19 protein-coding genes are annotated in these 24,262 nt (G+C 44.9%); 12 read left to right on the forward strand and 7 right to left on the reverse strand.

Features of this window, described 5'->3' with window-relative positions; all coding sequences use genetic code 11:
- Nucleotides 1-690: 690 nt before the first annotated feature.
- From RMO79_RS00455 to RMO79_RS00475, 5 genes are all read right to left on the reverse strand, one after another.
- Nucleotides 691-1,947, reverse strand: a complete 1,257-nt coding sequence (locus tag RMO79_RS00455; protein ID WP_310481073.1) for an MFS transporter — start codon at nucleotides 1,945-1,947, stop codon at nucleotides 691-693.
- 51 nt (nucleotides 1,948-1,998) lie between these two features.
- Nucleotides 1,999-3,255, reverse strand: a complete 1,257-nt coding sequence (locus RMO79_RS00460; RefSeq protein ID WP_310481074.1) for an MFS transporter — start codon at nucleotides 3,253-3,255, stop codon at nucleotides 1,999-2,001.
- A gap of 147 nt (nucleotides 3,256-3,402) precedes the next feature.
- Nucleotides 3,403-4,566 (reverse strand): LL-diaminopimelate aminotransferase, encoded by a 1,164-nt coding sequence (locus RMO79_RS00465; RefSeq protein WP_310481075.1) that lies wholly within the window; start codon nucleotides 4,564-4,566, stop codon nucleotides 3,403-3,405.
- Nucleotides 4,567-4,711: 145 nt separating this feature from the next.
- Nucleotides 4,712-5,035 (reverse strand): thioredoxin family protein, encoded by a 324-nt coding sequence (locus RMO79_RS00470; RefSeq protein ID WP_396136483.1) that lies wholly within the window; start codon nucleotides 5,033-5,035, stop codon nucleotides 4,712-4,714.
- Between the two features lie 206 nt (nucleotides 5,036-5,241).
- Entirely contained in the window at nucleotides 5,242-6,096 is an 855-nt protein-coding gene (locus RMO79_RS00475; protein WP_310481076.1) for an HAD-IA family hydrolase, read from the reverse strand.
- 123 nt (nucleotides 6,097-6,219) lie between these two features.
- Between RMO79_RS00475 and bchM the strand changes: the two genes are divergently transcribed.
- The 8 genes from bchM to RMO79_RS00515 all read left to right on the forward strand — a co-directional run bounded on the left by bchM (nucleotide 6,220) and on the right by RMO79_RS00515 (nucleotide 14,182).
- Nucleotides 6,220-6,921: a magnesium protoporphyrin IX methyltransferase gene (gene bchM, locus RMO79_RS00480; protein ID WP_396136484.1), complete on the forward strand. Its 702-nt coding sequence runs from the start codon at nucleotides 6,220-6,222 to the stop codon at nucleotides 6,919-6,921.
- A 102-nt stretch (nucleotides 6,922-7,023) separates the two neighbouring features.
- The gene (locus tag RMO79_RS00485; protein ID WP_310481077.1) at nucleotides 7,024-7,635 is read left to right on the forward strand and encodes a thylakoid membrane photosystem I accumulation factor; all 612 of its coding nucleotides are present in this window, start codon (nucleotides 7,024-7,026) and stop codon (nucleotides 7,633-7,635) included.
- Nucleotides 7,636-8,060: 425 nt separating this feature from the next.
- Nucleotides 8,061-9,464, forward strand: coding sequence for an ABC transporter substrate-binding protein (locus tag RMO79_RS00490; RefSeq protein WP_310481078.1), 1,404 nt, complete (start codon nucleotides 8,061-8,063; stop codon nucleotides 9,462-9,464).
- A gap of 97 nt (nucleotides 9,465-9,561) precedes the next feature.
- Nucleotides 9,562-10,524 carry an urea ABC transporter permease subunit UrtB gene (gene urtB, locus RMO79_RS00495; protein ID WP_310481079.1) on the forward strand — a complete coding sequence of 321 codons (963 nt, stop codon included), beginning with the start codon at nucleotides 9,562-9,564 and terminating at the stop codon, nucleotides 10,522-10,524.
- 53 nt (nucleotides 10,525-10,577) lie between these two features.
- Nucleotides 10,578-11,663, forward strand: coding sequence for an urea ABC transporter permease subunit UrtC (urtC, locus tag RMO79_RS00500; protein WP_310481080.1), 1,086 nt, complete (start codon nucleotides 10,578-10,580; stop codon nucleotides 11,661-11,663).
- 13 nt (nucleotides 11,664-11,676) lie between these two features.
- Nucleotides 11,677-12,438, forward strand: coding sequence for an urea ABC transporter ATP-binding protein UrtD (urtD, locus tag RMO79_RS00505; protein WP_310481081.1), 762 nt, complete (start codon nucleotides 11,677-11,679; stop codon nucleotides 12,436-12,438).
- Nucleotides 12,428-13,126: an urea ABC transporter ATP-binding subunit UrtE gene (gene urtE, locus RMO79_RS00510; RefSeq protein WP_310481082.1), complete on the forward strand. Its 699-nt coding sequence runs from the start codon at nucleotides 12,428-12,430 to the stop codon at nucleotides 13,124-13,126. The genes urtD and urtE overlap by 11 nt, the downstream gene beginning before the upstream one ends.
- 234 nt (nucleotides 13,127-13,360) lie before the next feature.
- Entirely contained in the window at nucleotides 13,361-14,182 is an 822-nt protein-coding gene (locus tag RMO79_RS00515; RefSeq protein ID WP_310481083.1) for an MOSC domain-containing protein, read from the forward strand.
- Nucleotides 14,183-14,271: 89 nt separating this feature from the next.
- On the opposite strand, the gene RMO79_RS00520 is transcribed toward RMO79_RS00515, so the two are convergent.
- Nucleotides 14,272-14,742: a hypothetical protein gene (locus RMO79_RS00520; protein ID WP_310481084.1), complete on the reverse strand. Its 471-nt coding sequence runs from the start codon at nucleotides 14,740-14,742 to the stop codon at nucleotides 14,272-14,274.
- A gap of 242 nt (nucleotides 14,743-14,984) precedes the next feature.
- Here RMO79_RS00520 and rfbB point away from each other — a divergent pair, with 242 nt between their 5' ends.
- From rfbB to RMO79_RS00540, 4 genes are all read left to right on the forward strand, one after another.
- Complete coding sequence (gene rfbB / locus RMO79_RS00525) at nucleotides 14,985-16,052, forward strand: dTDP-glucose 4,6-dehydratase (RefSeq protein ID WP_310481085.1); 1,068 nt, start codon at nucleotides 14,985-14,987, stop codon at nucleotides 16,050-16,052.
- Entirely contained in the window at nucleotides 16,049-16,921 is an 873-nt protein-coding gene (gene rfbA / locus RMO79_RS00530; RefSeq protein WP_310481086.1) for a glucose-1-phosphate thymidylyltransferase RfbA, read from the forward strand. Before rfbB ends, rfbA begins: the two co-directional genes overlap by 4 nt.
- Nucleotides 16,922-16,928: 7 nt before the next feature.
- On the forward strand, nucleotides 16,929-17,477 hold the full coding sequence (gene rfbC / locus RMO79_RS00535; protein WP_310481087.1) for a dTDP-4-dehydrorhamnose 3,5-epimerase: 549 nt from the start codon (nucleotides 16,929-16,931) through the stop codon (nucleotides 17,475-17,477).
- A gap of 444 nt (nucleotides 17,478-17,921) precedes the next feature.
- Complete coding sequence (locus tag RMO79_RS00540) at nucleotides 17,922-18,794, forward strand: pentapeptide repeat-containing protein (RefSeq protein WP_310481088.1); 873 nt, start codon at nucleotides 17,922-17,924, stop codon at nucleotides 18,792-18,794.
- Between the two features lie 91 nt (nucleotides 18,795-18,885).
- Here RMO79_RS00540 and RMO79_RS00545 read toward each other — a convergent pair whose 3' ends face one another.
- A complete protein-coding gene (locus RMO79_RS00545) occupies nucleotides 18,886-24,108 on the reverse strand; it encodes a response regulator (RefSeq protein WP_310481089.1) in 5,223 nt (1,740 codons plus the stop codon).
- Nucleotides 24,109-24,262 lie beyond the last annotated feature (154 nt).

Consider the following 24,262-nt stretch of genomic DNA (forward strand, 5'->3'; position numbering starts at 1 on the left):
CGAACGGGAGGGAACCTCCCGTTTGTGTGCGTCAAGACAAGACAGCGGCGGTTTTATGTCTAGGGTTCCCCCCGTTGGCGTAGCCTCTCCGACAGCGGCTCGCAGCCGGGAGGTTTCCTCCCGGATTATGCGAGACAAGACAGGAGATATAAAAAACCGACAAGACAGGGGGATTTCTAGGGTTTACGCTTAATCAACTAGACTGTTCAGACATCCTCTTAAACAAAAAAATGGAGAGCGTTATTTTACTAACGTTCTCCATTAAAATTTAAACCCCGATTTCCCTTCGTAATGAGTGCAAATGAGAAACAGCATTACCAAAAAAAATAATCAAGAAGTCAATTGATTTATTTGAATCGAATCGCTTGACTTCATATCACTAATATAACTGGACTTAAATCACATCGCCTCAGCCATTTTGCTGTCTGTCGATCGAGAACGGCAAAAATAATTCAAAACTATGCAAGGATATATGACAAGCTGCAATCGGTTCAGCCGAGCGATCTTTTGGTACCAGACGATGAACAATAAGAATCCAGATAACCTCTTTATTGAAGTCCCACCCACCCGGCACTCACCATATCAAGATAGAGTAACCTCTGCGTTAGATCCAATGGGTGAAATTTATCTCAGAGCCAGAATTTTGAGAACATTAGGCGGCGGCACAGAGGACATCGCTAACAGCAGCTATCAAACGCCATCTTCCAAAACATGGCGAGTACTATTCCATGCCAAAATCCCAGCAATAGTCACAATAAAACTCATCCCCCATAATACTGGTTGCAGCCCAAATCGCTCGGTCAAAGAGCCAGCGAGGACTAGTGGCACGGCTACCGCAATATTCACAGCATTATTTTGGAATCCAAACACCTTACCGCGCATCAATTCAGGCGTGCGTTCTTGAATTAGTGTCTGCACTGGTACGGCAACTAAAGATGCTCCCAATCCTAAAATTCCCGCACATACTAAACCCAGCCATAAGCTTTGCACGAAGGTAAATGTGGCAAGGACGGCACTCATACCGACAAAGCCAATTAATGGTAACGATTGTTGCTGAATGCGATTGCCAAAATGCCCGATAATGCCAGCACCAAGTACGAGTCCAATTCCGGCTGGTGCTACTAAAAAACCAAATTCTTCGGTTTTTAACCCTACTTCGGCGGTTAGTTTAACAGCAAGTACAGGTAATGCCGCGATTGTCGCAGAAAAGACGGCTAATTGCAGCATCGCACTGAGCAATAACTTGTTATCACAGATATAGTAAAACCCCACCTTCAACTCGCGCCAAGGGTTAACACGCTGTGACTGATGATGCGGATCGATCGGTTCGTGAACTTTCACCAATTGTCCCAATCCGGCTGCGATAAAATAGAGTGAGGCCACCAAAATTTCCCGCGAACCATTTTGACCGAGCTGAGTAACAGCACCTAAAATTGTAGGTGCAATGCCAAAGCCGACAATTACAGAACCTGTAGATGTCGTCGCAAATAGGGCGTTAGCAGTTAACAGATTTTCTGGTTTGACGACTAGCGGAATTGCCGACTGTTCTGCTGGTGCAAATGCTTGGGTTACGGTTGAAGTTAAGAAGTTAATTAATAATAAAACTGCAAATTCTTTAGGTAAAATTGGTAATAATAAAATTAGGCAGCCTCGGATGATATCCGCAATTACCATAATCTTTTTTTTAGGATAGCGATCGACAAATATGCCAGCCGCCGCCCCAAATAAAATCGCCGGAATCGTCGTTGCTACAAATAAGTACGAACTAGAAGAAGCTGCATACTTGATGGGAACGTTATATGTCGTTAACAAAGCAATCGACATAACAGTCGATATTTTATCGGCAATCTGCGAGACAACTTGCCCAGTCCATAAAAATAAAAACTGAGGACTTTTGAGTAGAGCCTTAAATCCACTCGCCTCTGTAGGTGTTTTGGGAGGCAACATAGGCTAGGGAAGGGGGAATGGGGTAAAGGGTAAAGGTAGTCAAAGATTTGTCTACAGCGCATCATCTAAAACATGGCGAGTGCTATTCCACGCGAGGATGCCAGCAACAGTGACAATACCACTCATGCCCCATAATACTGGCGGTAGACCAAATCTATCGGCCAAGGGTGCCACAATAATTAGTGGTACGGCAATGGCAATATTGACAGCATTATTCTGAAACCCAAAAACTTTTCCCCGCATTGATTCTGGTGTTTTTTCTTGAATGAGCGTTTGCATAGGCACGGCAATTAATGAAGCACCCAATCCTAACATACCAGCACAAACTATCCCTAATAATAAGTCATGCACGAATGCAAATACAATCAGGGTCAGACCCATACTCATAAATCCGATTAATGGCAGAGCTTTCTGTTGAATGCGACTACCCAAATGTCCGAGTATTCCCGCACCCAATACTAAGCCGATTCCTAGCGGAGCTACTAAAGTTCCAAATTGTTCTGGCTTTAACTTAACTTCGGATGTAAGTGCGATCGATAGTCCGAGCAATGCCGCGATTGTCGAAAATAATACTGCTAATTGCAGCATCGCGCTCAATAATAATTTATTACTAGCCAAGTATTGAGATCCGACTTTTAATTCATGCCAGGGATTCGCTCTCCTAGCTTGCTTGCTAGTATCAATCTCTTCTTCCATGACGAGCGATTGTACGAGTCCAGCAGCTATAAAATATAAAGCGGCTACCAAAATCTCGCGCGAACCATTTTTACTAATATTAGTTACCGCACTCAGAATTGGTTCGCCAATCCCAAAGCCAAAGATTAAGGAAGTAATCGAGGTGGTTGTAAATAACGCATTGGCGGTGAGTAAATTTTCTTGTTTGACAACCAGCGGAATCGCCGATAATTCGGCTGGTGTAAATACTTGCATGACTACCGAAATTGTAAAGTTAATTAATAATAAGATTGCAAATTCCTTAGGCAAAACTGGTAATGCTAGAATTAGCAATCCCCGCAGTACATTCGAGACTACCATTACTTGCTTTTTTGGATAGCGATCGACAAATATCCCCGCCGCCACACCAAATAGAATGGCTGGAATTGTCGAAGATACCATTAAATAAGAACCAGAAGATGCTGCGTATTTAGCGGGAATATTGTAAGTAGTAAGCAATGCGATCGACATTACTAGTAGTACTTTATCTGCAACCTGTGAAAAAATTTGCCCCAGCCACAACAATAAAAACGAGCGATTTTTGAGTAGAGCCTTAAAGCCACTCGCCTCTGTAGGTGTTTTGGTAGGCAACATAGGCTAGAGAAATAGGGGTGTAGAGAATTGATGAGCGATCGCAACATCGCGACATCGAAATGGTACTAAAATTAAAATGCGATCGAGAGCTGCTGTAGCGATTGTACCGATAATTAGGTCAAAAAGTTTGGTAATGTAAGCTAGTCGCTACAAGAATTTTGCCATCCGATCGACTGCAAGCTGTAGTTTAGCAGGCTCGTGGACTAACGCAAATCTCACGTAACCTTCGCCAGATTTACCAAAGCCTACTCCCGGTGCGGCGGCTACACCTGTCTGAGCGACTAATTCCGTACAAAATGCAATCGAGTCGTGCGCCCATTGTGGGGGCAGTTTTGCCCAAATATACATCGTTGCTGCGGGTGTGGGCACTTTCCAACCGATATTTGCAAGAGCGGTGACAAAGGTATCGCGCCGCTGTTTGAAAGTATCGACAGTATGACTGACACAACTTTGCTCGCTACTGAGTGCGGCAACAGCACCGTGTAAAATCCCTAAATACTGATTGAAATCGACCACCGCCTTAACTTGACGCAATGCTTGAATTAAGTCTCGATTGCCGATCGCATAACCGATTCTAAAGCCGCCCATATTATAGGACTTAGACATCGTAAAAAACTCGATCGACACACTTTTCTCTCGATCGGCTTGTAAGATCGATGGTACCCTAATGTCGCTGAATACCAGATCTCCATAGGGGAAATCATGTACTAATACCAGATCGTGTTGCTGACAAAAAGCAACAGCTTCCTCAAAGAAAGCTAGGGGGGCGATGGCGGTAGTAGGATTGTGTGGATAGCTCAATACCATCATTCGCGATTTTGCGAGGGTTGCAGCCGGAATATCAGCCAGTACGGGTAAGAATCCATGTTCTGCTCGTAGGGGCATCGGATAAATTTCACCGCCAGCTAAATATACGCCGCCAGCGTGAGAAGGGTATCCAGGATCCATCAGTAGTGCGATATCGCCCGGTTCTAAGATTGCCAGTGGTAAATGCGCCGTACCTTCTTGAGAACCGATGAGCGGCAATACTTCGGTTTCTGGATCGATATTTACCCCATATTTGTTGGTATACCAATTGGCAACGGCTTCGCGAAATAATCGCGTACCATTAAATAGCAAATAACCGTGAGTACTCGGATCGATTAAGGCTGACTGAATTGCCTTAATAACATGTGGAGGTGTCGGCAAATCTGACGAGCCTAATGATAGATCGATTAGCTCCTGTCCCAATATCAGCGCACGTCCCTTTGCGCGATCCATATCGGCGAATACATTGCTTTTTAATGGCTGGAGCCGTTGAGAAAACTGCATTATTTTAGGCTTTAGGAAGTTAGGGTGGGCGGTGCCCACCATTTAAATTTCAGGCAATTACCATTTGTGCTTAGTGTCAATAGTCGGAGATCGATATTCATGCCATACTTATTTTTATGAATAGAATCTCATCTAACGATCGATGCTAAAGATTACTATCTAGAATGGTAGTGAGTTTATCTTTAGTAATCGCACCTTCTAAAGCATGAACGAGTTCGTCGCCTTTAAATAATCGAATGGCAGGAACACCTTCTACCTTGTAAGCTTTGACAGTTTCGGGATTGGGATCTATTTCCATTTTGACTACTTTAACCCGATCGGCATAATTATTCGCAATCCAGTCGATCGATGGTGAAACTAACCGACAAGGCCCGCACCATGCCGCCCACAGGTACACTAAGACAGGCAGATCTGCTTGTAAAACTTCACTTTCAAATTGGGCATCATTGATGACTGTAACGCTACTCACTTTAGATAAACTCCGTAAATGACAGTAAAGGATCTGATTACCCTCTAGATTAGAGCAAAACGCAACGAGGTGGTAGGGGATAGGTTTTAGGCTTTAGGCTTTAGGTTTTAGGTTTTAGGCTTTAGGCTTTAGGCTTTAGGTTTTAGGTTTTAGGGTAAAAGAAATATCTCCCCGTCTCCCTGCCTCCCCGTCTCCCCGTCTCCCACCTAGCCCCGATTCAACCAAATTGCTGTCAAGCCAGCATTACCCGCACCCAAATAGTCATCTTCCAGGCTATCGCCGATGTGCCATGCAGATTGAGGCGGACATTGATATTTTGCCAGAGCTGCGGTGAAAATTTCAGGTTGGGGTTTAGCCGCACTAACTTCGGTAGAAATTGTCACTGTCGAAAAGTAGCCAGCCAATCCTAACACTTCGAGGACGTTATGCAGTCGCGAGTCAAAATTGGATACTACTGCCAATTCTACTCCCGATCGCTGCCAGTTTATCAGAGCTGGTATCGTATCAGCATAAATTTCCCATGCTGCTGGAGTGGTGAAATAGCGATACAAGTGTTGAAAAAACAGATCGAAGTCGGCAAATTGCTCGATAGCTCCGACAGCAGTAAATGTCTGACGATTGATTTCGCGCCACCACTGGTACTCATACTGAAGAATTTCCGCAGTGGGTACGCCGGGGAAAATACAAGGAGCCGAGTTTTGAAAGGCAGTATAGAAAAATTTATTGAGTGCATCTGGCGTGCAATCGACACCATATTTACTAGCTATTTCACTATAAATCTGTCCGACACTGCCGCGCACGCCAAATAGGGTACCAAAGGCATCTAAGCAAATAACTTTCGGTAGTGGTAGAGAGCTAGGAATATCTAGCAGTGTGGAGTAGTGATGCTGCATAAAGCAATAGAAGTAGACGCTAACGATAAATTGTATTGCCGATTGATTCTCTGTTACCACGCCAGCAATTCTCATTTTAAAACTCTGACGCGATTTTATCGCTTCAATTTTGGCGATCGTTGACGACAGAATGCGGATTATAGCAGTTTTATTTTTAAAAACCAGCATCAGATCCGGTCTAAATTTTCATCATCGCAAATTGCTGTCACCGCGCTATCTACCTACCCTTCGCCCCCGATCGCCTGCTATAGTGGTCTACCGATAGCAATAAAATTTTATACCTAAATTTCAATGGACTTAGTAGATGATAAGGCAGTAGTTAAAGAATATTTTAACAATACCGGGTTCGAGCGATGGCAGCGGATTTATGGCGATGGCGAGGTTAACAAAGTACAGCTCGATATCCGCACTGGGCACCAGCAGACTGTAGACACGCTGTTAGAGTGGTTGGATGCAGATCGTAACCTCGCCGGATTATCTATCTGTGATGCGGGCTGTGGCACGGGCGTGTTGAGCATTCCCCTGGCGGAGCGCAAAGCCATTGTCAATGCTAGCGATATTTCTGAAAAAATGGTGGGCGAAGGTAAGGAAATCGCTGCTAAACTGTTTGGGAATAATGATAACCCTAATTTCAGCGTTAGCGATCTCGAAAGCCTGACTGGTAGTTACCATACTGTGATTTGTTTGGATGTGCTGATTCATTATCCCCAAGCCAAAGCTGCTGAAATGATTTCGCACTTGGCATCGATGGCGCAATCGCGGCTGATTATTAGTTTTGCACCCAAAACTCCATGTTTTAGCTTGCTCAAAAAGATTGGGAGTTTTTTCCCTGGTGCGAGTAAGGCTACGCGCTCTTATCTTCATAAAGAGGCGGATATTGTCAAGATTTTGGAAGCACAAGGTTTTACCATTAACCGGAAAGCAACAACGAAAACTCGTTTCTATTTCTCATGGATGCTCGAAGCAGTGAAGGTAGTTGAAAGCTTGCCCTGAGCTTGTCGAAGGGTTGAAAGCCATCGCTTTCAACCCTTCGATTTTATTCTACCGATTCCGATCGATATCCAAACTTTTAGAAACTATATTTAGCTAATTTATATGTCCCAAATATTACCCGATCGATCTGGCCGATCGATCTTACCTCGATTGGTAAAAAGCTTAACTAATAACTGGCTAAAGCAACTAGCGATCGTCATATCGATCTTAGCTTTTACTTGTTTGCTATCTGCGCCAGCTTTTGCTGGAATCGAAGATGATAAATACGATGGAAATGTGTTTGTATTGTATGCTGGTAACGGTTCGCTAGTTCCTGCAAAAATTTCGTTGGCAGATTCTTTAAAAGCTAAGAAACCAGCTTTAATTGTATTCTATGTTGATGATAGTACCGACTGTAAAAAATATTCAACCACAATTTCTCAATTGCAAGGCTACTATGGCAAAGCAGCCAGCTTCATTCCCGTAACTGTCGATAGTCTAGCCCTAGACAAAAAGTATCCAGAAACTGAAGCGGGATCCTATTATGGTGGTACCGTTCCGCAAACTGTGGTTATTGATAAAAATGGCAAAGTTCAGCTCAATGAAGCAGGTCTAATTTCATTTGAAAAAGTAGATGATGCCATGCGAAATGTCTTCGATCTGCTACCACGGAAAGACTCAGTAGAACTCAAACGTCGGAGCTTTAATGAATTTAATAGCGAACTAGCAAAGTAGCTTCAATTTGAGTTAACAATATTAAGAATTAGATTTTACTAAAAATCTCGATAATTACCAAATATGCCGATGCTGACTAATTTTGATAGTCTACATCGGCATATTTAGTTCGATCGATCTAAAATTTCAGACTCGGATTAATTTTAACGGCGAGTCAGAGTTTTAATGAATAACTTATTTTAGCCAAGTAGTTTTAAATTAGCGATCGCCCACAAATCACCGTACACATACCACCAGTATCATTCGGTTTGTAGCGACTCAGCCATTACTCTAAATCCTTGAAAATCTTTGATATTTTGTATTCTAAAATACACAGTTCACAAGATATTTGCATTAACATTTCACCCAAAGAATTAGATAAAGACTGCAAATCAGTCAATTTTTTAGGTGTGTTTCTTGTAGTAGATTAAGGAGAGTTTCGGTTAATGAAGAAGTTGCCTCATCCTAAGGGTTTATTGAGCGCGATTACCCGTCGTCGGTTTATCCAGTATAGTTCTCTGGCTGCGGCTAGCAGTATTGTCGTTGCTTGTACAAAGAGTGGTGGCGATGCGGCAAAAGATCCAGCAACCGCTCCAACTGGCGCAGCTCCAACAGCAGATGGGAAGAAAGGAATTAAGGTTGGAGTAATGTATTCAACTACAGGATCGATCGCGATCGTTGAGAAATCATTACAAGATGCAACATTTCTCGCGATCGATCAAATCAACGAAGGGACGGGGCCTTGGGCTGGCAAGAAGGGCATTGATGGACAGATGCTGGAAAAGGTAGTTGTTAACCCAGATTCCAACTGGGATTTGTACAACCAAATGTCCAAGCGATTGATCGATGAAGACAAGGTTGTCTGTGTACTGGGCTGTTACACTTCAGCCAGTCGCAAATCGGTATTACCAGTGTTTGAAGAGAAGGATAGATTACTGTACTACCCTGTCTATTATGAAGGGAATGAATGTAGCTCGAATGTTTTCTATACTGGGGCGGCACCGAATCAACAAATCACCGATTCGATTCCTTACTGTATTAAAAACTTTGGCAAAAAAGGCTTCTTTATTGGCTCTGACTATATCTATCCCAAAGAGAGCAATCGGATTGCTAAAGCCGAATTAGTTAATGGTGGCGGTACTGTTGTCGGGGATGAATATGCTGCGCTCGGCACGACAGAATTTATTACGATTATCAATAAAATCAAGCAAGCCAAGCCTAACTTTATTTTAAGTAATCTAGTCGGCGATAGTATTCCCGCTTTTTATAAGCAGCTTAAAGATGCTGGAATTACGTCTAAAGACATTCCGATCATGGCATTTCCTACTACAGAAGAAGAAATTCAGGCAATGGGGCCAGAATTTGCTGAAGGACACTTTAGCAGTTTTAACTACTTTCAAACAGTTGACACACCTGAAAATAAAGCATTTGTCGAACAATTCCGGGCAAAATTTGGTAACGAGCGTGTGACTAATGGAGTGATGGAAGCCGCTTACATCCAAACCTTTTTTATGGCACAGGCGATGGAAAAATGTGCCAAAGAAAAGAAGGAATTTACCACTGCCAATCTGCGCGAAGCAACCAGAGGGCAGGAATTTAAAGCTCCTCAAGGAACTGTAAAATCTGACCCCGATAACTATCACACCTACTTATATTCTCGCATTGGCAAGTGGACGGCTGATGGGCAAGCGGAAATCGTCTTTTCGACAAAAGCTGCTGTCAAACCAATTCCGTGGAGTCAGGCACTGTATAAGGGGCGGATCTGCGTTCACAAGACACCAGACGAACGTGGCAATTCGATCGTCGAAACGAAGAAACCTATTCCAGTTGCTTTTCTAGACAAACCATAAACTGCTAACAATTACTAATCTCCGATCTCTTCCGAAATCGGAGATTAGATATTAATTTAGCATTTACAAAACACACCACGATTCAGGTCGGGAAAATATGAACGTTTTGCCATTTAGTGCCATATCTTCGTTAGTGTACCTGGCTCAAGCCAGTTCGCCAGCAAAAGCGATCGATCCAGTGGCAATTACCAACCAGCTTTTAAATGGGGTGGGAATTGTTGGAATTCTCCTGTTGACGGGTTTGGGACTGTCGATCACGTTTGGGGTGATGCGGATTATCAACCTCGCGCATGGTGAATTTATCATGCTGGGTGCGTATACGACCTTCGTATTGCAAAGCAATTTCAAAATGGACTTGTTGATGACAATTCCATTTTCCTTTTTGTTTACAGCCCTAGTCGGCGCATTGGTGGAGGTTACGATCGTAAGGCGATTGTACGGACGTGCGATCGAAACTTTACTTGCTACTTGGGGACTAAGTATCGTCCTCCAAGGTGTCGTCAAACTGATCTTTACTGCCCAACTTAAATACGTCAGAGCACCTTCGTACATTCGCGGCAACTGGACACCATTTACTATCGGCGAACAAGCGATTGAAATATCCTATTACCGCTTGTTTATTATCTTTATGGCACTGCTGCTGTTGGGAATTACAGCGTACTTACTATATGGTACGACATTGGGTCGAGAAGTCCGCGCAGTGACTCAAAATCGCGAAATGGCAAGGTGTTTGGGTGTAAATACCAGTCTGGTAGATATGCTCACATTTGCTTATGGTTGCGGGCTAGCTGGAGTAGCCGGAACGGTCATAGCTTCGCTCAAGAGTGTTGCCCCAGGGATGGGACAAGATTACTTGGTAGATGCCTGGATGACCGTGGTGGCAGGTGGTGTAGATAAATTAGTCGGCGTGCTGGCAGGTGCAATTTTGATTGGTGAATCAAATGCCGCGATCGCATATCTACTCAACGATCCTACCGCGAGAGTCATCGTCTTAGCTGCGGTCATCGTCCTAATTCGCTATCGCCCCGAAGGTTTATTTACAGTTCAAAAGCGCGGCTAAAATCTCCATCCAGATATTTTGTCAACTAGAGCTAATCTAACGGAGGGTTCAAAATGGCGCAAGTAATCGGTCAAGTTCAACAGTCGAGCTTTATTCCCAAGAAATGGCAGATTATTAATTTAGTAGCTTTACTGATATTTATAATTTTCCCATTTGTAGCTGGTACCTTTCAGACCAACTTGATGGCAAAATTGCTGTTATATGGTGTACTGGGTGTCTCACTCGATCTCGTGTGGGGTTTCACCGGGATTTTGAGCTTTGCTCATGGAGTATTTTTTACTTTGGGAGGATATGCTATGGCATATTATCTCAAGCTAAACTTATCTGCTACTGCCAATAATTATGGTGGCAGTATTCCCGATTTCATGGTGTGGAATGGATTAAAAGAGTTGCCTTGGTTTATTGCACCTTTACAGTCTTTTCCAGTCGCTGTCATCGCGATAGTAGCGATTCCGGCTGGTTTTGCTTATGCGATCGGATCGTTTATTTTTCGGTCTAAAGTTAGTGGTGTTTATATTACTGTAATTACGCTGGCGATCGCGTCAGCATTGACTACTTTCTTTGTCAGTCAACAAGCCTATACGGGCGGCACCAACGGGATTACCGATGTCTCGAAGCTGATTTTATTTGGTATGACCGTGCCGCCAATTGGCATTTATTATATCATTCTAGCTTTTGCAACTTTAACGATCGCGGGTAGTTGGTGGCTGACAAAATCTAACTTTGGATTGATTCTGCGATCGATTAAAGAGAACGAGCAACGGATTTCCTATTTGGGCTATGATGTTGCTAATTTTAAGATCTTTATCTGGACACTTTCTGCGGCAATTGCTGGTATCTGCGGTGGTTTATTCGTACCGCTCAATAATTTTATTTCACCAGTATATCTAGGGGTGGCTTTTGGGACTCAGATCGTGATCTGGGTCGCTGTAGGCGGACGCGGTACGCTGTTTGGGCCAGTCATCGCCGCGATTTTATTAGGTCAGCTTCAAAATTCAGTCGATCGTATTACCCAAGATTGGCAGTTGATTGTCGGCATAATTCTGATGGTAGTAGTGCTATTTTTGCCGGATGGACTAATGAGTCTGTTACCAAAGAAGCTACTTGCGAGTGGTTCTAATAAATTAGATAAAACTTAAACCTAAACGTAATATGAATTCGCAAACGTCTGTTTTATCAGTCAAAGATCTCAAGGTAGTTTTCTCTGGTTTCAAAGCACTTAAAGGCGTTAATTTAGAGGTTGGCAATAATGAAATTGTGACCATTATTGGCCCCAATGGGGCTGGTAAGAGTACGTTACTCGATGCGATCGTGGGAAAATCTCCGGTAGCTTCAGGACACGTATATTATCAAGGTCGGGATATTACTAATAAAAGCTCTCACGAGATTGCCCGAATGGGCATCGGTCGCAAATTTCAAAACCCTAATGTCTATAATGAGCTGTCGGTATTTGATAATATTTTATTGGCTCTCAAAGGCACTCATGGCGTGTTTTCATCCATCAAAGCAAAACTCACTACTGCCAAGAAAGATAAAATTATCAGCGTACTCGATCGGATTGGTTTATTAGAACAAGGCTATGCTAAGGTTTCATCCTTATCCCACGGACAAAAACAGTGGGTCGAGATCGGGATGGTACTCGCTCAAGATCCAGCCGTGGTATTGCTGGACGAACCAACTGCGGGGATGACCGCCGATGAAACTTATGCTACTGGCGAAATCATTAAGACAATTGCCACTAGCCACTCTGTGGTAGTCATCGAGCACGACATGGAGTTTGTCAAGCAAATCGCTCAACGACTTGTCGTCCTCCATCAGGGCGAAAAGTTGACCGAAGGCTCGGTGAGTGAAGTTCAATCAAATCCCAAAGTAATTGAAGTATATTTAGGACGCGAACAAATCGATGCTGCTTGAAGTAAATGATGTGACTGTTTCTTACGGACAAACACCCGTTTTGTTTGGTGCCAATTTGGCTGTTAATCAAGGTGAGATCGCTTGTATTCTCGGACGCAATGGTGTGGGGAAAACTACACTTTTACGCAGCATCATTGGCTTAAATAAGGTGATGTCGGGCAATATTATCTTTGACATTCAAAATATTACGCGGCTGCCGATCTTCAAGCGTGCCCGTGCGGGGATTGCGTATATTCCTCAGGGTAGAGAAATTATTCCTTATCTGTCGGTGTTGGATAATCTCAAGCTGGGACTGTCGGCTGGCAAGAAGAAATCGAGCAAGATTCCTCATGAGATTTTTGAGTTTTTTCCGATGCTCAAGCAGCACCTCAATCGACAAGGCGGTCTATTGAGTGGCGGACAGCAGCAGCAATTAGCCATTGCGCGGGGATTAGTGAGCGATCCGAAGATTATGCTGCTAGACGAACCAACAGAGGGCATTCAGCCATCGATCGTGCAAGAAATTGAGGAGACTTTAAAGCGGATCAATCGAGAGAAAGGGATTACCCTGATCGTCGTCGAGCATAAGGTTGATTTTGTGCGTCAAATCGCTCACAAGTTCTTCATTATGGAGAAAGGTGTCGTGGTGGTAGATGGCGCAACAGCCGAGCTGACTGACGATCTATTTCATAAGTATCTGGCTGTTTAGGATGAGGTAATTAACCTAAGTTCGGGTTCATAAATGCCTGGAGACTGGAAGTCTCGGCTCATGATGCAAAGTCCGCCTGCGCGGACTATATATCTTAGTCCGCGCAGGCGGACTTTGTAATACAAGCCCCGATTTTAATCGGTGGCGGTGCTGGAGCGGAGCAAATACCTTAAACCCGTTGGCGTAGCCTCTCTACCAAGAGAAACTGACGTTAATTACTAACCGGAGCAAACCATGACTCGAACTTTAGTCGGCAAAGTTACCTTCCTCTGGCGATATCCAGTCAAATCCATGCTGGGCGAACGATTAGATGCAGTAGAAGTAACACCCACAGGGTTGCTTGGAGATCGCGCCTATGCCTTGTGGGATCGCCAAACTCAGCGGATCGCTAGTGCTAAAAATCCTAAAAAATGGACGAAATTACTAGACTTTCAAGCGACATTTACACAATCGCCCCAAACTTCAGCAGCGATGCCGCCTGTGAGATTTGCGCTACCGGATGGTAATGATGCTATCAGCGATGACACTCAGATCGATAATATTCTATCCCAACTACTGGGGCGAGATGTCGAGTTATTAACTGCGGTGCCAGAAACACCAAGTTTAGACCAATATTGGCCAGATCTAGAAGGAGCGGCAAACCGCGATACAGTTACGCAATTATTTATGCCTGCGGGCACTTTTTTTGATTCCTGTCCGATTCATGCAGTGACAACTGCAACCTTGGCGCGATTACAGCACCTGTATCCTGAAGGGCAATTCGAGCCAGCGCGGTTTCGTCCCAATATTCTCATCGAGCCAATAGGGGCTGAAAATACCTTTGTGGAAAATGATTGGGTGGGTAGCCAGATGACTATCGGTGATAAAGTGTGTCTGAGTATCGATACCGCTTGCCCGCGCTGCGTAGTGACGACGGTTGCCCAGTCCGATTTACCGACGGACTTAAATATCTTGCGAACTACCGCACAACATAATAACTCGATCGCAGGCATTCGCGCCTCTGTTTTGCAGCCAGGGATCGTCCGGTGTGGCGATTCGATCTGGTTGGAAGATTAAATCTCCACCAACCTCCCTCCAACGATTCGAGACTTGCCCAATACGTTAGTGGCTAATAAAGCCATAACTCGATTTAAATGCCGAGCAGCTTACTTTTTGCATAGTGGTATATTGTACTCCTCCAGTTGGGCTGGTGTCATCGTGAAGTTAATTGCCTGTGCGTGAGTACCCAGAGTGCGAGTCCGCTTGGCATTACTGTACAGAGTAACCAGGATCTGGTAATTTCGTTCGTTGTTCACGCAACTGAGCTTCGGGGAAATAAATCTAATCCGCTGCTCATTGGGCTTAAATACATAAGTAGCAGATAAAGGTCTACTCTTGTCTACTGGGTTCTCAAACTCGGCAACTGCAACCGCACCAGCCGGAATATTTTTTTTGAGATCGAGAGACAATGTATAAATTGGTGAAGGCGGATTGGTTTCAGGGAGAAATGCTATCCCGCCACCAAATGTAGTAAAGTATGGCGAACTTGCAGGATCTGGTGCCGATTGTGCCCAGCTAGGCGCAGCTAAGGAGAGTAGGCTTACCAGCGTAACCAATAACCGAATGGAATAGCGCATACTCGATACTCTGTCTTTGTAATTGGATATTTTTCATTATTCTAGCCCGATCGTAAATTCAAATATCTCTTGTCGATCGATAATTATCTGGAAACGAGCGATCCCAAATCGACAAGACACGATTGGTATTCGGCACAAAGGCTGTCGCACGACACTTCAAACCGCGACTTTTAATGACAGGTGCTGAGGTGGGGCAGATCTACTGTTATATTTGACGTAGATTATCCATCGATTTAGGAAGAATGAGCAAAAACTATATTTTAGTGACGGGTGGGGCGGGATTTATCGGTTCAAACTTTGTCTCACTCATGGCAAATACTAGCGATCTGACGATCGTTAATTTAGATAAATTGACCTATGCTGGGAATTTAGCCACGATCGAGCAGTTTGCAGGTAACGATCGACATATATTCGTCCAGGGTGATATCGGCGATCGACAACTTATCGATAGTTTACTCGCAAAGTACCAACCGCAGTCGATCGTCAATTTTGCCGCTGAGACGCATGTGGATCGATCGATCGACGGCCCTGCTAGCTTTATCGAGACTAATATTAATGGTACCTTTAATCTATTAGAATGCGCTCGTCAATATTGGCGACAGCTCGGCGACGATGCTCGTGCTGACTTTAGGTTCTTACATATCTCCACAGACGAAGTATTTGGCTCCCTCACGCCCGATGAGCCAGCTTTTACCGAACTTACTCCTTACACGCCTAACAGCCCTTATTCGGCATCTAAGGCTAGCTCAGATCATTTAGTCCGATCGTACTTCCATACTTACGGGCTACCCACTTTAATTACCAATTGCTCGAATAATTATGGCCCGTATCAGTTCCCCGAAAAACTGTTACCGCTGACAATTCTCAATGCTTTAGCAGGTAAACCCTTACCGATTTATGGTGACGGTCAGAACGTGCGAGACTGGCTGTATGTAGAAGATCACTGTCGGGCAATTTCTTTAGTATTAGATAAAGGCGTACCCGGAGAGACTTATAATGTGGGCGGTAATGCCGAACGCAATAATTTATGGTTGGTAAATCAGCTTTGTGCGATTTTAGACGAACTGCTACCCACATCGCCCAATTGTCCCCACAATAAGTTAATTCAGTTTGTCACCGATCGACCCGGACACGATCGACGGTATGCGATCGATTTTACTAAACTCCATACTCAACTCGGTTGGGAGCCACAAGAAAATATCGATTCTGGTTTGCGCCGTACCGTCCAATGGTACATTGACAATCAGGCATGGTGTCAGACTGTCACCGCCGATAACTATCAGCAACAACGTTTAGGAGTCGCGGCATGAAAGGAATTATTTTAGCTGGCGGTTCTGGTACGCGGTTATATCCGTTAACGCGGGTAATTTCCAAACAACTGATGCCCATCTACGACAAGCCGATGATTTATTATCCCTTGTCTACGCTGATGCTGGCAGGCATTCAGGAAATTTTGATTATTTCGACTCCGCACGATCTCCCCTTATTTGAGGAGTTATTAGGCGATGGTTCGCAAATCGGCTTGTCGATTAGTTACGCACCGCAGCCTAAGCCAGAAGGTTTGGCGCAAGCGTTTATTATCGGTAAAGAGTTTATCGGTAACGATTCAGTCGCCTTAGTTTTGGGAGATAACATTTTCTATGGCGATAGCTTGAGTATCAGTCTCCAGCACGCAGCCAAGTTGACAACCGGGGCGATGGTGTTCGGGTATTATGTCAGCGATCCGGAACGTTATGGAGTAGTAGAATTCGATCGAGAAGGTGCGGCAGTTTCGATCGCTGAAAAACCGCTTCAGCCTAAATCTAATTATGCCGTAACTGGTCTGTATTTTTACGATAATCAAGTAGTCGATATCGCCAATAATATCGCGCCTTCCGCACGCGGCGAACTAGAAATTACCTGTGTCAATCAGAAATATCTAGACATGGGACAACTCAAAGTAGATAAACTCAGTCGCGGTACCGCCTGGTTAGATACTGGTACCCACCACAGTCTGCTGCAAGCCTCCGTTTTTGTCGAAACGATCGAACAACGCCAAGGATTGAAAATTGCCTGTATTGAAGAAGTAGCTTTTAGAATGGGCTACATCGATGCTAGCAAATTAGTCGAGATCGGTCAGACAATGGCGAAAAATGCTTACGGTCAATACTTACTTAAATTAGCCGCAGAAGGAGCGTAATTACCTAATGGAAATCCTGAGAAGTTCGATTCCAGAAGTAATCGTGATCGCACCGCCAGTTTTTACCGATAGTCGCGGTTACTTTCTCGAAACTTACCAACAAAAAAAGTATGCCGAGTTAGGTATTCCCAAACCTTTCGTCCAGGACAATCAATCTTATTCTACCAAAAATGTCCTGCGAGGTTTACATTTTCAACTCCGTTATCCGCAGGGTAAATTAGTCCGAGTTACCCAAGGAACGGTATTTGATGTCGCGATCGATATCCGTAAAAATTCGCCTACTTTTGGTAAATGGCACGGTGAAATTTTATCTGCCGAAAATCATAAGCAGATGTATATTCCCGAAAACTTTGCTCACGGTTTTTGCGTACTGAGCGATAGTGCCGAATTCTTGTATAAGTGTACCGATTTTTACGTTCCTGGCGATGAAGGGGGTTTGATTTGGAACGATCCGCAATTGGGGATTCAATGGCCGATCGACACACCAATTTTATCAGTTAAGGATGCCGAATTACCTCAAGTCGCGGATATTTTAGAGCTATTACCATCTGACTAAAATAAGTTCGGTTTAAGCCGACTCTCAGGGGTGAATTAGCGAAAGATCTTAGCTATGACAAAACAAAGATCTAATGTGAAGTGAATAATGCTCCGCATTAGATTTTAATTAGAATTAGCTAGATTAATCTCAAGCCAGCACCACATCGTTCGATCGGTTTGACCGATCTGTCAATTGTGCGATCGGCAAATTCTTGCCCAATTACTCGCCAGTAGCGATCGGCAGATCGATCTATTAGACCTGTCCGAAAACCTGCGTACTATACTAAGTATAGATTTCGATCGAGTACTAGTGTGAGATCGATTGTCGATCCCTCCCGTAAAATTGTCAATTTTTCACCCTTTACCTAGCGGCATGTGAAATTGCATCAAGTCGGCTGGAAAGAATATTAATTTAATCTATGAGTGTGAACACCTCGATCGACAGTAATGCTACCTTAGATAGATGAATGACGATCTACAGTGTTGGTACAAAGCACTCGACTTAGAGCCTGGGGCTTCACTCGAAGAGGTGAACCAGGCTTATAAGGATTTGGTATTAGTTTGGCATCCCGATAGGTTGCCCCAAGATAGTCTGCGCTTGCAAGAAAAAGCCCAGGCGAAACTTAAAGAAATTAATAATGCCCGCGATCGATTGCGAGAATACCAAGCTACTCAAGTCAATCGATCTCATGTAAATGGCAACGGTCAGACTACCAACACTAGCAGTACTAGTACCACTGCTCGATCGACACGCGTTCCAGAGCGAGCACCAACGTATCGGACTTCGCAACGCCAACAGCCGCGCCGAACTTCAGCACGCGATCGAGACGATTTACCTCGCGATCGTTACCAGCCAGCACAACGGCAACAAACCATTAAAGTTCCCGAAACCACCAGCGAAGAGCCTCAAGCTGCTAGATCCACCGATCGTCATAACCATATCAAGACACCGCCGCGAACGCCCCCAGAACGTCCCGATCTTAGTGGGAGCGACTGGAGTGGCAAAAATCTCAGCGAGCGGGATTTTTCGGGCAGAAACTTAACCAATGCCAATCTCAGTGACACCGAACTTCAAGACTCATTCCTGCATGGCACCAATTTACATGGAGCCAACCTCGAACGAGCGAATTTATTTAGGGCAAATTTATTCCAGGCTAATCTTAGTAACGCCAACTTGCGCGGAGCTAATCTGATCGGTGCCGATCTCAGTGGTGCCGATCTCAGTGGTGCCGATTTAACTGGGGCGCGAATTCGGGTAGGCGCGAAGATGATGGTGCGACTGATTGGAGCGACGCTCACGGGGGCAATTATGCCTGATGGTAAGGTTTATCGGTAGGGGATAGGGGATAGGGGATAGGAATAATCCAAAAAAGCAGGGGCAATTTATCTGCCCCTGCTGGAAAAAATGGATGTTGCTTGTTTAAATCCTAGACAATCTCTAGTACTTCACCACCAATCATCCGTTTAGCGGCTTCGAGGAGAGCTTCTTCTAGATAAGGTTTGATGAAGTAGCCGCTGGCACCGAGTTGAGACGCAATCTGACGATGACGATCGCTACCGCGCGAAGTGAGCATCGCGACTGGTACCTTGCTTAGAGCCGGATCTTTCTGAATCCGCGATAAGAATTCCAACCCATCCATGCGGGGCATCTCAATATCGCAGAAGACGATATCGCAGGGTAGACCAGCGCGGAGCTTATCCCAGGCTTCCTGACCGTCGCGAGCTTGTTCGACCCGGTAGCCAGCCCGTTTAAAGGTCAATGAGAGCAATTCTCGAACCGTGATCGAGTCATCGACAATCAGTACCATCGATTCGCGGATTTCGACAGTCGGCGCACTCATTTGTGCCATCCACTGAGTCGAAACATGACGAGAGAGCGTCCCGTTAGCGAGGGCGATTAATTCCATTACATCGGCGATCGGCACGATCCGACCATCCCCCATTACCGTCGCCCCGGCAATCCCTAACGGCTTGGAAGCTGGCCCTTGGAGAGGCTTAATAACGATTTCTTGGTCGCCAGTGATTTTATCTACCTGGACGGCGGTAAAATTGCCATCGCTACGGAGAATTAAGATCGATACTAGATCGCTATCATCTTCGGTAGTTGAATAGAAATTATTCCGAGCGAGAGGACGATTGAATCCAAGTAAGTCAGACAGTGGTTTGAAGGGCATCAATTCATCGCGCCAGAAGATGCACTGTCGACCGTCACTATCGGTTTGGATCTGCTCTGGGCTAACATCTTGGGTATCTTCGATCCCGTCCATGGGGAAGGCGATATTGCTCTTGTTGTTAACGGCGATCAGGGCTTTGGCGATACTGAGTGCCAATGGTAGTCTGATCGTAAATGTCGTGCCCGTGCCGATTTGCGATTCAGTCGCGATCGTCCCCCGAATTTCGGTAATGCTGGTTTTAACAACATCCATGCCTACACCGCGTCCTGCCAATTCATCAGCCTGGTCTTTGGTCGAGAATCCAGGTAGGAATAGAAGTTCGTAAGCTTCGGTTTTGGGCATGACGGTCGCCTGCTGGGCGGTAATTAGACCCTTTTCGATCGCTTTCTTTTTAACGTACTCGGTATTAATACCCGCACCATCATCGGAAATTGAGATAATGGTTTGGTTACCTTGGTGGAGCGCGCGAATGGTAATATTGCCATCGCCCGGTTTACCGTTAGCTTGGCGGGTTTCTGGCGATTCGATCCCGTGGGCGATCGCGTTATTGACCATGTGGATCAACGGCTCGGTCAGACTTTCGAGAATCACTTTATCGATGAGCGTATCGCGTCCTTCGACACTCAGCTCGACATGCTTGCCATATCTGAGACCGTTATCTCGCACGCCACGCTGCAATCTGTCGGCTGTCTGAGCGAAAGGTACCATTCTCGATTTGGTTAAATCTTCCTGAAGTTGCCCGGTAATCTGGCGGAGCGTGCGGGTAACTTCGGTGCTCCCATCGACTACAAACTCAATATCTGCTGTCGATTCGCGGACTCGTACCGTCAACTCGATCATTTTTTGCGATAGCAAGTGAATCGGCGTGAACCGATCCATTTCGAGCGGATCGTATTCGATCGAAGTATCGTTAGCAGCTAAATTTTCGCTGTTGATTAAGGGACTCGATATCGCCGTCGTGGGTTTGTGCTGTTGGCGACTGGCGACTAGCGAGTTTTCCATCAACGATCGCTCGTAGAGATCTTGCATCCGTTTGCCGACTTCGTTGAGCTTTTGCACTTCGGAGAGCAGTTTTTCGACAAACTGGCGCATCCGATTTTGATCTTGCTCTAATGTATTCCGGTTGACGACTAGTTCCCCAACTAGGTTATTGAGATTATTTAGATGTCGTACCGACACCCTCATTGTTTGCTCGAATGTCCGCGACTGCTTAGGAGCGCGACGATCTTTGGCATCGCGCTCTGGTGTAACCTCTGCTGGTTTGACAACAGGTGCGGGAGCTGCCAATAATGAATCGAGATCGTCCAATCCACTAGTCGGACTAGTTTCGACCAAGGCATCAAGATCGTCGAGTGCTGAAGATTGAGAGCCACTAGCGATCGCGCTACCCGCTACACCTAGAGCCGTTAGCCCTAAGAATGCATCTAAATTGCCGAGTTCTGGTAGATCGGATGCTGGTACTTCTAATCCGGCTAAAAGTGATTCACTATCGGCTAAATCGGCACTCAGGTCGTCTAAATTAAAGTTTAGATCGTCAAAATTAGTTGTCGATGGTAATCCTGATATATCTAGAGGCTGTTCGTCTAAAATATTGATGTCTAATCCAGCAAAATCAAGACTTTCCGTAGGCGATTCGCCGAGATTGATTGAGTTGAAATCGTTAGCAATGATATTTAAATCTAACTGCGATGAATCAGGCGTAAAATTGAGATCGATTAGATCCAGCTCTGTTGGCAAGTCTAATGCAGCATCGTCAAAAATCGAAATCCCAACTGGTTCGCTATTATCTAATAAATTTAGGTCTAAATCTAGCGAACTACTATCGATCGATGGATCGATTGCTAATTCATCAAAGTTTTGAATGTCGAGATCTAAATTAATTGAGTCGTTATTGTTGCCAAAATCTAAATCTGCAAAATTATCTAATTCTGAGTCTAAAACTGGTTCGGTAACAGCAGATAAATCGACGAGATCGATGAGATCTTCACTTCCCGCTAAGTCTATCAGCGGTCGATCGCTATTAAAGGAGCTTAACTCTAAATCTATTAAACCTGCTTGAGGCACGCGATCGAAATCTAAGGGATCGGTTTCGTCAAAAATAGTTTCATCGATGGCAACTTGTCGATCGATCGATTCAGCATTAATATCTGCGTTGATGGCATTGCCGTTAGCCATTAAATAGATCGCTTGTCCTTCGCCAGGGTCTAAATCGCCAAATGAGTCAAACATAGTTTCATCTAGTTCGACATTATTATCGATCGAGCCAGCAATACCCAATCCCAATTCATTAGCATCGACAGTAAAATCGATCGATGGTTCTGCGTCGAGATCCAAATCGCCAAATGCGTCAAAGATATCGGCATCTAGTTCGACATTGTTATCGATCGAGCCAGCAATACCCAATCCCAATTCATTAGCATCGACAGTGAACTCGATCGATGGCTCTGCGTCGAGATCTAAGTTAATATTATTGCCATTGCTGAGATTTCCCACTAAGTCGCCATCAAAAAAATATAAATCTTCAAGATCTTGCTCGGCAATAGAATTATCGATCCAGTCGCTTAATTCATTATTAATGCGCTCTTTATCTACTAAAGATGCTGGTAAATCGTCAGCAGTTAAACTTTCTAAAAGGAGGAGATCTGAAGACTCTGACGATTCATGGATATTCAAGTTTTCTAACAAGAGTTCGTCAGAAACTGGCGTGTAGATCTCATCAGTTATTGCTAATAACGAATCGGAATGCGCTTGCAGATCTGGCACAGAATTATCGATCGCCAAAGCTAAATCTTCGATCGATTCCGCTCGATTCTCATTCAGAGCATGTGAGCCAACGAGATCGGATATTGCACCCAGAGACAATCCGATTTCATCAGCGATCTCTGCCGAATTATCTAATTCAGCCCAATTTTCGGGGATTGGAGCGGTGGCAAATAGATCGCTCATGGGGTGGTCTAGGCTAAAATCTGGGGCGGGAATATCGCCGAGATCTAGATCTGGAGACAGATCTGGTTGTAGTTGAAGATCGACATTATCGAGCAAATCGAGATCGGCATAGCCATTTTGATGCGGTGTGGCGGCTAATTCTGGATTTAATAAGAAACTGGGGAAATCCCGATCGTCGATATTGCTCAGATTAGGGTCGTAGAATGTTTCTTCATCGTACGTAACTAAATCTGGAGATCGTTCTTCAGACACAGTTACCTGGAGCAGCTCGGAAATTGGGTCTGGTGTAGAGGCTGGGATAAATGACTCGGAAATTTGCGCGTAAAATTTATCGGTATCGGCACTACTCAAATCCATCAAGGGAATATCGCGATCGAGGAAATCGTCATCCTGCATCCAAGTGCCCTCACTGGGCAGATCGTTGCCCAGTAAGTTCATAAACTCATTCAGCTCCATTGCCTCTGAGTCGAATTCGGCTTCTGGCATCGAAATCGCTTCGAGAAACCGATCGCTAGTACCGATACTCAACAAGGGCATACTACTGGTTACAGCAGCTACTTTCCCTGTATTAATCGAAATTAAATCGGGGAGTTTTTGAGTGGTATCGTCCGTCATTCCCATACTCTTGCTGGTACCGCCAGCATCATCTAATTGCCAGGTACTGCCAGTTATCGATGCCAGTCGATTGTCATCGGCAACAACTTCGCTGTCGAGATTCGATCGACGCTTGTTGATAAAGGCTTCGAGATCGGGGGTAATGCCGATGGCTTGATGTCGATCTGCTAAAACTAAAACTTGTGCTTGTTTGACAGCAATACTAATGCTTTCGCCCAATTGGGTTAACAGGTTGTCCGGATTGGCGATCGCTAGCCGACAAGCTGTAAATAGATTCGTCCATTCTAAAAACTCAAAATTTTCGCCCAGATTGCCTAATTTCTGACAAATCTGCTGAATTTGGGTGCGGATTTCAGGGAGATCTGGTTGCAAGCACAAACCGATAACTTCATCTAGTTTGCGAGTGACATATTCACCAAAAACTTGTTCGATCGCCGGATCGCGCGGTAGATTACGATCTGGATTTGTCGCGATGGCCGGGATCGATTCGGCTGTTGCTAGTAAGTGCTGAAGATAGGCTTTGAGTTCTTCAAATACCGGATCGCCGATCGGATCGCCTAATTCTGGATGGGGATGGTATGGATCGCTAGCCACCCGGACTGCTTCGATGCCCGCTCGCAAAAAGCCAAAGCTCTGAAGAAATAGCGATTGGAGTTGGCTATCTACATCAATTTGTGAATTTTCTTTCAGCAGTCTAAAGTTAGCTTCAAACTGATTGCTAATTTTTTGAACGTCAGTCAGCCCTAGCATGGCAGCACTACCTTTGATCGAGTGTGCCGCGCGAAATAATTCGCGAATCATCGTCGGCTGTCTGACTGTTTCGGGAAGTTTGCGTAAGCCTTGCTCGATCGTGATTAAATGTTCGCTTGCTTCTTCTAAAAAGTAGCCCAGGATGCGATCGTGTTGTTCTGCCATAGCTAGGAGTTGAGGGTTGGATTGGGGTTGGGCGGGGAGCGGGGAGCGGGGAGCGGGGAGTTGGGAGTTGGGAGTTAAGAGTTAACTAATGCTAAACATAGCTATTGGTGCTGCTATGAAGTGCATTTTCTTCCCGCTCCCCGCTCCCCCCTCA

It is taken from the genome of Chamaesiphon sp. VAR_48_metabat_403 (assembly GCF_031422475.1).
In the GTDB taxonomy this organism is placed as follows: Bacteria; Cyanobacteriota; Cyanobacteriia; order Cyanobacteriales; family Chamaesiphonaceae; genus Chamaesiphon.